Consider the following 13,244-nt stretch of genomic DNA (forward strand, 5'->3'; position numbering starts at 1 on the left):
GGGGCATGACGACACCTCAGGAAGAGCTGCTCCCCGCCACCCGACGGGCGCTGCTGCACCGCATCGCCGTGGCGCAGGCCGAAGGGCGTACGCCGTCGCTCGTCGCGGCGGTGGTCCGGGGCGGACGGACCGTGTGGCACGGGGCGCGTACCTCGGTCGACGGGCACGGCCCGGACGAGAACGTGCAGTACCGGATCGGCTCGATCACCAAGACGTTCACCGCGGTTCTCGTCCTGCGACTCCGTGACGAGGGATTGCTCGATCTCGGGGATCCGCTGGAGAAGCATCTACCGGGTACCGGGGCGGGGGCGGCCACGATCGCCGAGTTGCTGGCGCACTCGGGCGGGCTGGCTGCCGAGTCCCCCGCGCCGTGGTGGGAGAGGACGCCGGGTTCGTTGCGGCCCGAACTCGCCGATGTGCTGGGCAAGCAGCCGCTCCTGCACCCGGTGGGCCGTCGGCACCACTACTCGAACCCGGGCTACACCCTGCTCGGCGCGCTGGTCGAGAAGTTGCGCGGTGCCCCGTGGGAGGACGTGCTGCAGCGGGAGGTGCTGGAGCCACTGGGGCTGACCCGTACGTCCGGGCTCCCGCGGGCGCCGCATGCCGGTGGCTGGGCCGTACATCCGTGGGCCGACGTCATGCTGGCCGAGCCCGCCGAAGACCTTGGGCGGATGGCCCCGGCAGGTCAGCTCTGGTCCACCACCGGAGATCTGGCGCGGTTCGCGGTGTTCCTGGCGAGGGGGAACGACACGGTGCTGAGCGCGGAGACCGTGCGGGAGATGCGGGCGCCCGCGGCGGCGGCCGAGGCCACGGACGTCCTGACCGGCGCGGCGTACGGCCTCGGACTGCAGATCCAGCGCTGGGACGGGCGGCTGCTCGTGGGCCACTCCGGCTCGCTGCCGGGCTTCCTGGCCACCCTCACCATCAGCGTGGAGGACGACGTGGCCGCGGTGGTGCTGACCAACTGCACTTCCGGGCCGCTGACGGCCAGGGTCGGCGCCGACCTCGTGCGTATCGTCGCCGAGGCGGAACCCCGGATCCCCGAGCCGTGGCGTCCCCTGCCGGAGGCCGACGCCTGCGTGCTGGAGCTGGCCGGGCAGTGGTACTGGGGGACCAACGCGTTCGCACTACGGTTGACGATCGACGGGGGAGTCTCGCTGGAGCCGCTGTCGGGCAATGGTCGCCGCTCGCGCTTCCGGGCGAATCCTGACGGCACATGGACCGGGATCGAGGGCTACTACGCCGGAGAGCTCCTGCAAGCCGTGCGGCGTCCGGACGGGGCAGTGAGCCATCTCGACCTCGGCTCGTTCGTGTTCACGCGTCAGCCGTACGACGAGGGGGCCCCGGTGCCGGGAGGGGTGGACCCGGAGGGGTGGCGGGGGGTCGGCTGAGTACTTGCCCGGCGACGACGCGGGCCTTGTTTCACGTGAAACAAGGCCCGCGTCGAGGGGGCCCTCAGCACTGGCGCGGTCCCGGTCAGAGCCGGAGCTTGAAGCCCGTGTGCGATGCCGAGAAACCGAGGCGCTCATAGAAGCGGTGGGCATCGGTCCGGGTTTTGTCGGAGGTGAGCTGCACCAGGTGACAGCCCTGCCGGCGGGATTCGTCGACCGCCCACTCGATGAGCCGTGTGCCCAGGCCGCTGCCGCGTTCGTCGGCGTGGATGCGGACACCTTCGATGATCGACCGGGTGGCGCCGCGCCGTGACAGACCGGGGATGATCGTGAGCTGGAGCGTGCCGACGACTCGGTCGTGGCGGACGGCGACGACCAGATGCTGGTTCGGATCGGCGCTGAGCCGCTCGAACGCTGCCAGGTAGGGGCTCAGGTCGTGCGGTGACTCGCGTTGGGCACCCAGCGGGTCGTCGGCGAGCATCGCGACGACCGCCGGGATGTCGTCCTGGGCGGTGGGCCGTATCTCAAGATCTCCCATGTCCCGCACCCTACGCAGAGCGGGCGGGGAGGGTCACGGCGTAGTCCGCCACCACCGGCTAGGCGGGAACCGGCGTCCTGAGGGTTTCCACGACCCGGACCAGCGGGGCGAGGTCGGGATTCCCGGCTGCTTCGTCGAGGGCCTCACGCAGTGCGGCGTCATTGGTGGGCCGTGCCTCGTCCAGCAGCTCGAGGCCGGCCGCGGTGACGTTGGTGTAGATGCCTCGCCGGTCGGTGGGGCACAGATAACGCTCGAGCAGCCCCCGGTCCTCGAGCCGGGTGACCAGGCGAGTGGTGGCGCTCTGACTGAGGACGACGGCGTCGGCTACCTGCTTCATCTGCAGATGACCTCCATCGCCGTCGTGCTGCCGGCTGAGCACGTCGAGCAGGGAGTACTCGCGCACGCTCAGGTCGTGTCCTGCCTGCAGAGCGCGCTCGATGTGGGCCTCGATCCGTCCGTGCAACAGGGAGAGGGCGCACCAGCCCTGAGAGAGGGCGGTGAGCGCGGGGTCCGTGGCTGTCATGTGTTCCTCCGTCCCGGAGCGGCTGAGACCAGCCTATCCCAAGCCCGCAAATGCCAGCGATTGCATGTAGCCCGCGTATGCAACTATTGTGAAGGCACGTAAAGCGCTTCTGCAATCGTCTGGGAAGGTACATCCTCCATGCCTCTCGCGCTTCTGGCCCTCGCGATCGGGGCCTTCGGAATCGGAACGACAGAGTTCGTGATCATGGGCTTGCTGCCCGAGGTCGCCGGTGACTACGGAGTCTCCATCCCCACCGCCGGCTTCCTGGTGACCGGGTACGCGCTCGGCGTGATGTTCGGCGCCCCGCTGATGACCGTCCTCGGCACCAAGGTCCCGCGGAAGCGGATGCTGATGCTGCTGATGGGCCTCTTCATCGTCGGCAACCTGCTCTCCGCCCTCGCCCCGGCCTTCTCCGTCATGCTGATCGGCCGCGTGGTCGCCTCCCTTGCCCACGGCGCCTTCTTCGGCATCGGTTCGGTCGTCGCGGCCGACCTGGTCGCCCCGCACAAGAAGGCTGGCGCGATCGCGACGATGTTCACCGGACTGACCGTCGCCAACGTCGTCGGCGTCCCGCTGGGGACACTCGTCGGGCAGTCCGTCGGCTGGCGCGTCACCTTCGCCGCCGTCGCCGCGCTCGGTGTCGTCGGTCTGGCCGGAGTCGCCAAGCTGGTCCCCGACATGCCCAGGGCGGAGGGCGTGCGACTGCGCCACGAACTGGCCGCGTTCAAGAACGTTCAGGTCCTGCTCGCGATGGCCATGACCGTCCTCGGCTTCGGCGGGGTCTTCGCGGCCATCACCTACATCGCGCCGATGATGACCCATGTCACGGGCTTCGCCGAGGGCTCGGTCACCTGGCTGCTGGTCCTCTTCGGCCTCGGTATGGTCGGCGGGAACCTCGTCGGCGGCAGGTTCGCCGACCGCGCCCTGATGCCGATGCTGTACGTCTCCCTGGGCGCCCTGGCCGTCGTCCTGGCCCTGTTCACGCTCACCGCGCACAACAAGACCGCGTCGGCTGTGACCATCGTCCTGATCGGAGCCCTCGGCTTCGCCACGGTCCCGCCGCTGCAGAAGCGCGTCCTGGACCACGCGCACGGTGCCCCGACGCTCGCCTCGGCCGTGAACATCGGTGCCTTCAATCTCGGCAACGCGCTCTCCGCCTGGCTCGGAGGCGTCGTCATCGCCGCGGGCTTCGGCTACACCGCCCCGAACTGGGTCGGTGCCGTGCTCGCCGCCACCGCGCTGGTCCTCGCCTTCCTCTCGGCGGCTCTTGAACGGCGCGACGGAGCCCCCGGCGCGGTCGCCGCGGGCTCCGTACCCGCAGAAGAACAGGCCGTCGCCGTAGACCACTGAACGCTCCCGGCCGCGAGGTCGCGGGGCCAGGGCAGTCCCCGCGCCGCGCGCTTCCTACCGCCTCGAAATGCCTGAGGCACCACACCACTCAGCAGCAACCAAGGAGAAATCTCCCATGAGCACCACCGCTGTCGCCCCGCTCACCATCCAGGACGCCGAAGCCCTCGTCGCCGCGGCCCACCGCGCAGCCGGAGCCGCCGGGGTCGCCGTCAGCGTCACGGTCCTCGACGCCGGCGGACACCTCCTCGCCTTCCGGCGCGACGACCGAGCCGTGCTGATCTCCGGGGAGACCAGCACCCGCAAGGCCTACACGGCGCTCCAACTGAACGCGCCGACCGCCGACCTCGTCGACGCCGTTCAGCCGGGAGGCCCCTTCCACACACTGCCCACGGCGCTCGACCGGCCGCTTCTGTTCATCGCGGGCGGCGTGCCCGTGCACCGCGACGGCCGGCTGATCGGCGCGATCGGGATCGGCGGCGGCGCACCCGAGCAGGACCACGCCTTCGCCGGGTCAGCCGTGGAGGTCCTCGCCTGAGGCCGGCCGCCGTTCCACGAAGCCGGTTTCCGGGATCTCGCCGGGAACCGGCTTCGTCGTACCGGACGCCGTCCTACCCCGCGGGCCGGGCCGCGACGAAGGGGTCAGCCCGCGGCCACCGTCAGCGGAGCGAACCGCCGGTGCCAGTCCCCGGGCAGCTCCGTGATCCCGTACGTCATGACCGCGTTGGGGGCGACGAAGGCGAGGCCGCGCTCCTTCGCCCAGGCCAGCAGCTCCACGTGCCGTGCGTCGATGTCCGTGCGCAGCGGGCGGTCGGTGCGGGCGGCGAGGGAGCCGATCAGCGCCTTGGCCGTCTCGGTGTCGTGGGCGATCAGCGGACCCACGACGTGGGTGTCCATGTTGGGCCAGGCCGCGGCATACCCGATGAGCCGGCCGTCTTCCTCGGCGACGCGCAGTTGGTCGGCAAAGGCGGGCAGCCGCGTGATGATGTGGGTGCGGTCGGTTCCGAACACCTCCCCGTCGAGGCGGAGGATCGCGGCGAGGTCCTCGGCAGTGGCCGCGCGCGTGGTGATCCTGGGCTCGGGCCCGCCCGGAGTGAAACGCCCACGCAGCATCTCCGCCCGGCCGGTGGCCTTGAAGCCGAGCTCCTCGTAGAGCGGCCGGCCGTTCGGGGTCGCGTGCAGGGTCAGGGGGATGGTGCCCAGTGCGGCGACGACATGACGCATCAGCCGGCGTCCGACACCCTGACGGGCGTGTCGTTCGGCGACGAGCACCATGCCGATGGCGGCGAGGGAGGGACGTCCGGGCGGCCCGTACTCGGTGACGGTGCAGGCGCTGACGAGTCCGCCTTGGGGATCGTCGATGCCATACCCCGCCCCGGCCGTCAGGAGGAATCCCCACTTGTGTTCTTCGCGCGGCCACCCCCGGTCCTCGGACAGGTCGGCGCAGGCGGTGAGATCGCGAAGCGTCAGGCGGCGGATCGGCAGAGAGGCGAGGGAAGGTGTCGGCACGCAGGTCAGGCTGTCCGACGGGGGCCGCCCGCGTCCACCACTTTCCGAGGGAACACGCGAGCTTTTGGCCATGTGGTGGCCGAGTGCACAGCGATCCGTCATCCGCTGGACGCCGTACGGGCCTGGGAGGCCGACTGCCGCCGGTGTCAGCCGAGGTCGGGAGCGTGCATGGCACGCACGCCTTCGATGTTGCCGTCCAGGTAGTGCCGCAGCGACAGCGGTACGAGGTGGACGGAGGCGATCCCGACCCGCGTGAACGGCACCCGGACGATCTCGTACTCACCGGCGGGCTCGTCGACTTCGGGGCCGTGCCGCAGCGCCGGGTCCATGGACTCCAGGTGGCAGACGAAGAAGTGCTGCACCTTCACCCCGGTCGTGCCGGCGTCCTCGCCGATGTGCTCCACCGTGTCCACGAAGCAGGGGACCACATCGGTGATCTTGGCACCGAGTTCCTCGTACACCTCGCGGTGCAGGGCATCCACGACGCTGGTGTCGTCCGGTTCGACGCCACCTCCAGGAGTGATCCAGTAGGGGTCGACGCCGGGCTTGGTGCGCTTGATCAGGATCAGGTGGTCGCCGTCCAGGAGGACGGCACGGGCGGTGCGCTTGACCACGGGTCGGACGGTCATGGGAGAAATGTGGCCCGGCTGGTTCCACGTGAAACATTGTGGCCTGCCCAGTCGCGAGATCATCGGGCTCAGTTCCAGTCGGCGGCCGCACGCAACAGCCACTCATGGGCCCGGGCAATGTGCGGCATCGCCAGGGTGCCGGTACGCACGACCAGGAAGTACGTCCGCAGCGGCGGCACCGCCGGTTCATGCAGGGCGACCACGTCACCGCGCTCCAGTGCCCCGGCACACAGATAGCGGGGCAGTACGGCGAGCCCGGCACCCGCGACCGTACAGGCGAGCACCGCACGCAGGTCGGGGGCGACGACCGTGCCCGGGGCGGCCGGGCGGGCGTCGAAGACGGATGCCCAGTAACGGGCGACGAAGGGCAGCGACTCGTGCACCTCGACCACGGGGACATGTTCCAGAGCGGGTGCGGCGGAGTGCCGGAGCCTTCCGGAGCCGGCCCGCTTTGCCCAGTGGGGCGCGGCGACCAGGACGTGCTCCTCGTCGCAGAGCGGAGTCGCCGTGAGCAGCGCGCCACGCGGCCGGGCCGTGCCGATGGCCAGATCGTGATGCCCGGCAGCCAGTCCCTCCAGGGTCTCCTCGGCGTTTCCGAACGAGGCGCGCAGGGTGAAGCCCTGTCCGTCCTCGCCGGTGAGTTCCGTGAGTACGGGAAGAGCTCGCTCAGCGGTGAACTCGGGTGGTCCGGCGAGATGCAGGGTCTTGAGTGAGGAGTCGTCGTCCACCCCGACCTCGGCGATCTCGACCAGGGCGTCGAGATGCGGCGCGGCCTTGTGGGCGAGTTCGTCGCCGATGGTCGTCGGGGTGACGCCGCGGGCCTGCCGCAAGAACAGGGGGCGTCCGAGCTGGCGTTCCAGGGTGCGAATCTGCGAGGTGACGGCCGGCTGGGAGAGGCCGAGCAAGGCCGCGGCGCGGGTGAAAGAACCGGCTCGGTGCACGGTCACGAAGGTGCGCAGCAGGGCCAGATCCATGGAAATCCCCTCCCTCTTCTGTTCTCCTCCAGCCCTCCGGATGCGCCCAGCTATAAATATGTCGATAGGTCGCTGTCGCTACTGTGATTGAACACTGACAGAGAGTCAACTAGCCTTAATCGCGCGGTTCTTCGCCCGCGGAACCGGAGGGCGGTCCGAGCCACGAGGGGGGAGGCTCGGACCGCCCGTCGCTCTCGGCCGCGATCAGCACGGCGGCTGTGCGGCGGCTGTGCGGCGGCGGTCAGTCCGCCGATTCCTCCAGCGCGCGCAGCAGGTCCGCCACCAGGTCCTCGGGATCCTCCGCACCGACCGAGAGCCGGATGAAGCCCTCGGGCACCGCGTCGCCGCCCCAGCGTCCGCGCCGTTCGGCCGTCGACCGCACGCCGCCGAAGCTCGTCGCGCCCTCCACGAGCCGCAGCGCGTCGAGAAAACGATCGGCACGCGCGCGCGTGGGGAGCGTGAAGGAGACGACGCACCCGTGGCGCAGCATCTGCCGCGAGGCGATCTCGTGCGAGGGATCGTCGGGCAGCCCCGGGTACCGCAGACCGGTGATCTCGGGCCGCGCCCGGAGGGCTTCGGCCACCTTGAGCGCGGTGGCGTTCTGCCGGTCCACGCGCAGTTGGAGGGTGGCGATCGAACGATGTGCGAGCCAGGCCTCCATGGGGCCGGGAATCGCGCCGACGATCTTGCGCCACCGCCGCACGGCGGTCATCGCCCCGGCGTCGTGGCCGGCCACGTAGCCCAGCAGGACGTCGCCGTGACCGGTGAGCTGCTTGGTGCCGCTGGCCACCGAGAAGTCGGCGCCGAGTTCCAGCGGGCGCTGCCCCAGCGGCGTGGCGAGTGTGTTGTCGACGGCGACCAGGGCGCCACGCGCGTGGGCCGCCTCGACGAGCCGCCCTACGTCGCACACGTCGAGACCGGGGTTGGACGGCGTCTCGATCCACAGCAGCTTCGCCCCGTCCAGGACACCGAGCTGGGCGTCCTGGCCGGTCGGCGCGGTGCGCACCTCGATGCCGTACGCCTCTAGCTGGGCGCGGACCAGGGGGAGCGCCTGGTAGCCGTCGTCGGGCAGGACGGCCGTGTCACCGGCGCGTAGCTGTGAGAAGAGCACCGAGGAGATCGCGGCCATGCCGGAAGCGAAAACGAGCGTCTCGACGCCGTCCTGTCCGGGCGCCTCCAGCTCACCGATGGCGCGCTCGAGGTGGGTCCAGGTCGGGTTCTCGTCCCGGCCGTAGGTGTACGGGCCGGTCGGCTCGCCCGGCAGATGGAAGTGGGCGGCGAACACGGGACCGGGCAGCGTCGGCTCGTGCTTGACCGGCTCGGGCAACCCGGCCCGCACCGCGCGCGTACCGTCACCGGCGCCGGAATGTCCCCTCTCGGTTCCCGTACCGGCCCCGTCGTTCGTAGCGGAATCGTTCATGCCGCCCGTCCTTCCACTTCCTCGCGTACCGCGGCGAGCAGTCCGCCGCTCGCCGCCTCCACCATCTCAAGGCATTGTTCGAAGCCGTCCACGCCCCCGTAGTAGGGGTCCGGCACGTCGGGGTCTCCGCCGCCGGCGGCGGGGTCGTAGGACCGCAGCAGCCGTACCTTGGCCGCGTCCTGCTCGGTGGGCGCGAGGCGGCGCAGTGCCCGCAGGTGGCCGGTGTCCAGGGCGATGACGAGGTCCAGGCGGGAGAACCAGGACGGCAGGAACTGGCGGGCCGTGTGGTCGATGCCGTAGCCGTTCTCCTCCAGGACGGCCACGGTGCGCGGGTCGGCGCCCTCGCCCTCGTGCCAGCCGCCCGTGCCGGCACTGTCGGCCTCGACCAGGCCGTCCAGCCCGGCGTCTTCCACGCGCGCGCGGAAGACGGCCTCGGCCATCGGAGAGCGGCAGATGTTGCCCGTGCACACGAAACAGACGCGGTAGGTCATCGGGATCAGTCCTTGTCGGGCAGGAACGCGTTGAGGGCCCAGGAGACGATCGAGATGATCAGGCCGCCCAGGACGGCGGTCCAGAATCCGTCCACGTGGAAGCTCAGGTCGAGCTTGTCGGCCAGCCACGACGTGAGCAACAGCATCAGCGCGTTGACGATCAGCGTGAACAGGCCGAGGGTGAGGATGAACAGGGGGAAGGTCAGCACCTGCACGATCGGTTTGACCAGCATGTTCACCACCCCGAACACCAGGGCGACCACGATCAGCGTGACGGCCTTCTCGCCGGTGCTGCCGCCGGTCAGGGTGATCTCGTCGAGCAGCCACACGGCGACCGCGAGGGCGCCCGCGTTGGCGATCGTCTTGACTAGGAAATTCTTCATGTGTCTGATCGTGGCAGACGCGATCGGAATCGAACGGTGAGGCAGGGGCGGACGAGGCGATGAAGGCATTCCGGCTGGACGAACTGGAGGCGGAGCGCGCCGCCAACGACGGTGCCTACCTGCAGTTCCTGCGCGAGCGGAACATGTCGGTCGGCCTGTACGCCCTCGACGCGGGTACGGCGGACCCGCAGAAGCCGCACGCGCAGGACGAGGTGTACTTCGTGGTGAGCGGTCGGGCCGCGATCACCGTGGGCATGGAGACCACCGAGGTCGCCCGCGGCAGCGTGGTCTATGTGCCGGCCGGGGTTGCCCACAAGTTCCACCACATCAGTGAGGACCTGCGGGTTCTGGTGGTGTTCTCTCCACCCGAGAGCTGAGCCGCGGCCCCGGGTTCCCTAGGGGATCGGTCAGGGGGAGACAAGGGATGCGAGAGCCCTGCCGGGGCCCGCGCGGCCCTAGCATCGAGTGCAGGACATCGAAGATTCCCAAGGGATTCCGGGCGGTCTGAGGACGACCCGGCACTCGAACGGGCGGAAAGGTAAGGACGAGGGCCATGCGAGAGATCTTCACGGGACTGCCGTGGTGGGTGAAGTGGATCGCGGTGCCGGTCATCGCCCTGGTCGTGTTCGGCGGGCTGATCGCCAGCGTGGTCGGTTTCGTGATCGGACTGCTGTTCAAGCTGCTGGTCTTCGTCGCGCTCGTCGGCGGACTGATCTACGTCGTACGCAAGTTCATGTCGAGTTCGTCGTCGCGCAGCGACTGGTGAGAACTGTGGGACACCGGTGGCGGTAACAGGAATCACCGGTTCCCTCGCGCGAGGGAAGTTTCCCGGACGAGCCGTCGGCGAGCGGTGACCGACGGTTAGAGTCCGGAACTCCCGCGGGGGTCACCCCGCGAGTGGCGTACACCCCCCGTGTTCCCCGCACGGGCAGCCCCCTCGCGTTCCGGGAGTGACCCTTGGCCACGGCCGACACCGCATTCGTCCCACTGCACGGCCTGCCCGTGCAGCCCCATTCGACGCCTCGGACATCCCCCACGGCTCCCCCCTCCGCAGACCCACCGTCCGCGACGCTCATCGGCTCCGTGCAGCGGGCGATGCGCCTTCTCGAGTGCGTCGCCGAACACGAGTACGGAGCTCCCGCCAAACAACTGGCCCGTGAGACACGGCTGGCGCTGCCCACGGCGTACCACCTGCTGCGCACTCTGGTGCACGAGGGATATCTGCGCCGTGACAAGGGCCTGTTCTTCCTCGGCGAGGCCGCCGAGCGGCTGAGCAGCAGCGGGGCCGAGCAGAAACGTCGCAGCACCGTGGTCGACGCGCTGGCGCACGTGCGGGACGCGATCGGCGTTCCCGTGTACTACGCCATGTACCGCGACGGCGACATCGAGATCATGTGTGTCTCCGACACCCCGGGCGCCCCGGCGGTCGAGGAGTGGGCGGACTTCCGCGAGACCGGACACGCGCACGCGATCGGGCAGTGCCTGCTGTCGCAGTTGGGCGAGGACGCCCGCCGCGACCACCTGGACCGCTACCCGGTGCAACCCGTCACGCCGTACACGGTGCGTGATGGCAATGCCCTGCTGAGGCGGCTGGAACGCATGCGGCGGATGACGCCGGTGGTCGAGCGCCGGGAGTACGCCCTGGGGACGGTCTGCGCGGCGATTCCGATCACCGTCGGCACCACGGCCGCCACGATGGCCATCTCTCTGCCCCTCCACCAGGCCGACCGGCTGCTGTCCGCGGCGGAGCGGCTGCAGGACGAGGTGGGCCGACTTCTGGGGTCGCTCGCGATCTCTATCAGTATCTGAAAACTCACTCCTTGTGATCTGGTGTGTACGTTAAGCAAGATGCCACCAGTGTTAGAGGTTTGATTCCCGGCCAGTCGACGGCGAATGACGGGGTAGGCGATGGGCGAGTCCGTACAGGCAGAGGTCATGATGAGCTTTCTCGTGTCCGAGGAGCTTTCTTTCCGCATTCCGGTGGAGCTGCGCTACGAGACCTGTGATCCCTATGCCGTGCGCCTGACCTTCCACCTGCCCGGGGATGCGCCGGTTACCTGGGCCTTCGGCCGGGAACTGCTGGTCGACGGGGTGGGCCGACCGTGTGGTGACGGTGATGTACGTATCGCCCCGGTCGATCCCGAGCCGCTGGCCGAGGTGCTGATCCGGCTTCAGGTCGGCAGCGACCAGGCGCTGTTCCGCTCGTCGGCGGCGCCTCTGGTGGCGTTCCTCGACCGGACCGACAAGCTGGTGCCGCTGGGCCAGGAGGGTGCGCTCGCCGACTTCGACGCGCACCTCGACGAGGCTTTGGACCGCATCCTGGCGGAGGAGCAGAGCGCGGGCTGAACCGTTACGGCACTTCCACGGCGGTGGCGTAACGCTTCGCCGCTGCCGCCGTGAACGGATCAGCGCTTACGCCGACGGCCCCGCCCGCGTACGGGCGTCGTGCCGGCACCCGGCGCCGTCCCGGCGGCCTGGGCCGCCGGGAGACCAGCGGTGCGGTCGGCCGAAACGACGAGGGCCGCGAGGGCCGTGGTGACCGGAACGGACGCCACCAGGCCGATCGAGCCGACCAGTGTGCGCACGATTTCCTCCGCCACCAATTCGCTGTTGGCGACCGTGCCCACCCCGCTCTGCGCGATCGAGAAGAGCAGCAGCAGGGGCAGCGCGGCGCCCGCGTAGGCGAGGACGAGCGTGTTGACAACCGAGGCGATGTGGTCGCGGCCGATCCGGATGCCCGCGCGGTACAGCCCGCGCCAGCCCATCGTCGGGTTGGCCCCGTGCAGTTCCCATACCGCCGAGGTCTGGGTGACCGTCACGTCGTCGAGGACACCGAGCGAACCGATGATGACCCCGGCGAGCAGCAGGCCGCTCATGTCGATCGTCGGATACAGGCCGTGGATGAGGCCGGTGTTGTCGTCCGTGTTGCCGGTGAGCGCTGCCCAGCCGATGAACAGCGATCCGAGCACACCGATGAGCAACAACGAGATCAGGGTGCCGAGCACCGCCACGGACGTACGGGCCGACAGGCCGTGGCACAGATACAGCGCGATCAGCATGATGGCGCTGGACCCGACCACCGCCACGGCCAGCGGGTTCGACCCCTGCAGGATCGCGGGCAGGATGAAGAAGTTGAGCAGCAGGAAGCTGATGGCCAGTGAGACCAGGGCCATCAGACCCCTGAGCCGTCCGACGACCACGACGGCGAGCGCGAAGATGCCGGCGAGCAGGGCCATCGGCAGCCCGCGGTTGATGTCGGTCACCGAGTACTGCAGGTCCCTCGGTGCGGAGGGCTCGTAGGCGACCACCACCTTCTGGCCCTCGTGCAACTGCCGTGACTGGTCCGGCTGCACGATCTCGGTGAATGTACGGCCCTTGTCCTTGCCGCTGTCGACCCGGATCGTCGCCCGCTTGCAGTCGCCGTTGGCCTGCTGCACCGCGGAGGAGCCCTCGGCGGTGGAGGTGTCACCGGTCGGAGGGACGCCCGAGGCGTTGACGGACTGGCAGCTCAGCTCGACCACCTTCGTCACGGTGGCATCCTGCGTCTGCCGGTCGAAGCCGACCCCGGTGCGTTCGTGCGGCGGCGCGCCACCCGGCCACAGCACCGCGAGGCCGACCAGTACCGCCGTGGCGAACGGGATGAGGACCGCGGCGATGACCTTCCGCAGATGCCGGGAGACGGGCGCCGCCGGTCCATGACTGTGGGCGTGCGAGTGTCCGTGCCCGCCGGAGCCGTCGTGCCCACCGGGGCCTTCGTGCCCACCGGGACCGCCGGGACCGCCGCCCGCGTCATGTCTGCCACCGCCCGCGTCATGTCTGCCACCGCCCGCGCCGTGAGCACCGGAAGGGGCGGGGCCGGCTCCGCGGCCATTGCCGTCCTCGGTGCCCGGTCCGCGGCGGGGCTCGTGCGGCGGGAACGGGGGATGCTGCGGTGTGGTCACCGACCGATCATCGCAAGAACGAGGGGGGCCCTCTGTTCACCGCGCCCGAATTGACGCTAGCGTGGAGGCACCTTTGTACACGCGGGAGCTCGGAGCAC

The 13,244-nt window shown here is 70.0% G+C and carries 16 protein-coding genes; 7 read left to right on the forward strand and 9 right to left on the reverse strand.

Annotation, left to right across the window (positions count from 1 at the left end; translation table 11 throughout):
* Nucleotides 1-5 precede the first annotated feature (5 nt).
* The gene (locus B1H29_RS18720; protein ID WP_055422114.1) at nt 6-1,391 is read left to right on the forward strand and encodes a serine hydrolase domain-containing protein; all 1,386 of its coding nucleotides are present in this window, start codon (nt 6-8) and stop codon (nt 1,389-1,391) included.
* Nucleotides 1,392-1,476: 85 nt separating this feature from the next.
* Here B1H29_RS18720 and B1H29_RS18725 read toward each other — a convergent pair whose 3' ends face one another.
* Complete coding sequence (locus B1H29_RS18725) at nt 1,477-1,929, reverse strand: GNAT family N-acetyltransferase (RefSeq protein ID WP_055422113.1); 453 nt, start codon at nt 1,927-1,929, stop codon at nt 1,477-1,479.
* A 58-nt stretch (nt 1,930-1,987) separates the two neighbouring features.
* Nucleotides 1,988-2,452 (reverse strand): MarR family winged helix-turn-helix transcriptional regulator, encoded by a 465-nt coding sequence (locus tag B1H29_RS18730; RefSeq protein WP_055422112.1) that lies wholly within the window; start codon nt 2,450-2,452, stop codon nt 1,988-1,990.
* 138 nt (nt 2,453-2,590) lie between these two features.
* Here B1H29_RS18730 and B1H29_RS18735 point away from each other — a divergent pair, with 138 nt between their 5' ends.
* Nucleotides 2,591-3,802, forward strand: a complete 1,212-nt coding sequence (locus B1H29_RS18735) for an MFS transporter (RefSeq protein ID WP_055422111.1) — start codon at nt 2,591-2,593, stop codon at nt 3,800-3,802.
* A gap of 115 nt (nt 3,803-3,917) precedes the next feature.
* Complete coding sequence (locus B1H29_RS18740; RefSeq protein ID WP_055422110.1) at nt 3,918-4,337, forward strand: GlcG/HbpS family heme-binding protein; 420 nt, start codon at nt 3,918-3,920, stop codon at nt 4,335-4,337.
* A gap of 104 nt (nt 4,338-4,441) precedes the next feature.
* On the opposite strand, the gene B1H29_RS18745 is transcribed toward B1H29_RS18740, so the two are convergent.
* The 6 genes from B1H29_RS18745 to B1H29_RS18770 form a co-directional block, all read right to left on the reverse strand.
* Complete coding sequence (locus tag B1H29_RS18745) at nt 4,442-5,308, reverse strand: GNAT family N-acetyltransferase (RefSeq protein WP_055422109.1); 867 nt, start codon at nt 5,306-5,308, stop codon at nt 4,442-4,444.
* 146 nt (nt 5,309-5,454) lie between these two features.
* A complete protein-coding gene (locus B1H29_RS18750; protein ID WP_055422108.1) occupies nt 5,455-5,937 on the reverse strand; it encodes an NUDIX domain-containing protein in 483 nt (160 codons plus the stop codon).
* 68 nt (nt 5,938-6,005) lie between these two features.
* A complete protein-coding gene (locus B1H29_RS18755; protein WP_055422107.1) occupies nt 6,006-6,911 on the reverse strand; it encodes a LysR family transcriptional regulator in 906 nt (301 codons plus the stop codon).
* A gap of 241 nt (nt 6,912-7,152) precedes the next feature.
* The gene (locus tag B1H29_RS18760; RefSeq protein ID WP_055422106.1) at nt 7,153-8,331 is read right to left on the reverse strand and encodes a cystathionine gamma-lyase; all 1,179 of its coding nucleotides are present in this window, start codon (nt 8,329-8,331) and stop codon (nt 7,153-7,155) included.
* Nucleotides 8,328-8,822: a low molecular weight protein-tyrosine-phosphatase gene (locus tag B1H29_RS18765; protein WP_055422105.1), complete on the reverse strand. Its 495-nt coding sequence runs from the start codon at nt 8,820-8,822 to the stop codon at nt 8,328-8,330. Before B1H29_RS18765 ends, B1H29_RS18760 begins: the two co-directional genes overlap by 4 nt.
* Nucleotides 8,823-8,827: 5 nt before the next feature.
* Nucleotides 8,828-9,205 (reverse strand): phage holin family protein, encoded by a 378-nt coding sequence (locus tag B1H29_RS18770; protein WP_055422104.1) that lies wholly within the window; start codon nt 9,203-9,205, stop codon nt 8,828-8,830.
* Between the two features lie 59 nt (nt 9,206-9,264).
* Here B1H29_RS18770 and B1H29_RS18775 point away from each other — a divergent pair, with 59 nt between their 5' ends.
* The 4 genes from B1H29_RS18775 (at nt 9,265) to B1H29_RS18790 (ending at nt 11,551) form a co-directional block, all read left to right on the forward strand.
* On the forward strand, nt 9,265-9,582 hold the full coding sequence (locus tag B1H29_RS18775) for a cupin domain-containing protein (protein WP_055422103.1): 318 nt from the start codon (nt 9,265-9,267) through the stop codon (nt 9,580-9,582).
* 176 nt (nt 9,583-9,758) lie between these two features.
* Nucleotides 9,759-9,971 carry a DUF5326 family protein gene (locus tag B1H29_RS18780; protein WP_007388908.1) on the forward strand — a complete coding sequence of 71 codons (213 nt, stop codon included), beginning with the start codon at nt 9,759-9,761 and terminating at the stop codon, nt 9,969-9,971.
* 329 nt (nt 9,972-10,300) lie between these two features.
* A complete protein-coding gene (locus tag B1H29_RS18785; RefSeq protein ID WP_055422102.1) occupies nt 10,301-11,014 on the forward strand; it encodes an IclR family transcriptional regulator in 714 nt (237 codons plus the stop codon).
* A 99-nt stretch (nt 11,015-11,113) separates the two neighbouring features.
* A complete protein-coding gene (locus tag B1H29_RS18790) occupies nt 11,114-11,551 on the forward strand; it encodes an SsgA family sporulation/cell division regulator (protein WP_055422101.1) in 438 nt (145 codons plus the stop codon).
* A gap of 59 nt (nt 11,552-11,610) precedes the next feature.
* Here the strand turns inward: B1H29_RS18790 and B1H29_RS18795 are convergent, their stop codons facing one another.
* Nucleotides 11,611-13,146 (reverse strand): YibE/F family protein, encoded by a 1,536-nt coding sequence (locus tag B1H29_RS18795; RefSeq protein ID WP_055422100.1) that lies wholly within the window; start codon nt 13,144-13,146, stop codon nt 11,611-11,613.
* Nucleotides 13,147-13,244 lie beyond the last annotated feature (98 nt).

Source organism: Streptomyces pactum, from assembly GCF_002005225.1.
GTDB classification, from domain to species: domain Bacteria; phylum Actinomycetota; class Actinomycetes; order Streptomycetales; family Streptomycetaceae; genus Streptomyces; species Streptomyces pactum_A.

Excerpts from the sequence above, each read along its gene's own strand:
- B1H29_RS18740 (WP_055422110.1), top strand. The coding sequence starts at position 3,918 with ATGAGCACCACCGCTGTCGCCCCGCTCACCATCCAGGACGCCGAAGCC.
- B1H29_RS18785 (WP_055422102.1), top strand. The coding sequence starts at position 10,301 with ATGCGCCTTCTCGAGTGCGTCGCCGAACACGAGTACGGAGCTCCCGCC.
- B1H29_RS18780 (WP_007388908.1), top strand. The coding sequence starts at position 9,759 with ATGCGAGAGATCTTCACGGGACTGCCGTGGTGGGTGAAGTGGATCGCG.
- B1H29_RS18775 (WP_055422103.1), top strand. The coding sequence starts at position 9,265 with ATGAAGGCATTCCGGCTGGACGAACTGGAGGCGGAGCGCGCCGCCAAC.
- B1H29_RS18750 (WP_055422108.1), bottom strand. The coding sequence starts at position 5,937 with ATGACCGTCCGACCCGTGGTCAAGCGCACCGCCCGTGCCGTCCTCCTG.
- B1H29_RS18770 (WP_055422104.1), bottom strand. The coding sequence starts at position 9,205 with ATGAAGAATTTCCTAGTCAAGACGATCGCCAACGCGGGCGCCCTCGCG.
- B1H29_RS18725 (WP_055422113.1), bottom strand. The coding sequence starts at position 1,929 with ATGGGAGATCTTGAGATACGGCCCACCGCCCAGGACGACATCCCGGCG.
- B1H29_RS18790 (WP_055422101.1), top strand. The coding sequence starts at position 11,114 with ATGGGCGAGTCCGTACAGGCAGAGGTCATGATGAGCTTTCTCGTGTCC.
- B1H29_RS18730 (WP_055422112.1), bottom strand. The coding sequence starts at position 2,452 with ATGACAGCCACGGACCCCGCGCTCACCGCCCTCTCTCAGGGCTGGTGC.
- B1H29_RS18755 (WP_055422107.1), bottom strand. The coding sequence starts at position 6,911 with ATGGATCTGGCCCTGCTGCGCACCTTCGTGACCGTGCACCGAGCCGGT.
- B1H29_RS18735 (WP_055422111.1), top strand. The coding sequence starts at position 2,591 with ATGCCTCTCGCGCTTCTGGCCCTCGCGATCGGGGCCTTCGGAATCGGA.
- B1H29_RS18765 (WP_055422105.1), bottom strand. The coding sequence starts at position 8,822 with ATGACCTACCGCGTCTGTTTCGTGTGCACGGGCAACATCTGCCGCTCT.
- B1H29_RS18720 (WP_055422114.1), top strand. The coding sequence starts at position 6 with ATGACGACACCTCAGGAAGAGCTGCTCCCCGCCACCCGACGGGCGCTG.
- B1H29_RS18760 (WP_055422106.1), bottom strand. The coding sequence starts at position 8,331 with ATGAACGATTCCGCTACGAACGACGGGGCCGGTACGGGAACCGAGAGG.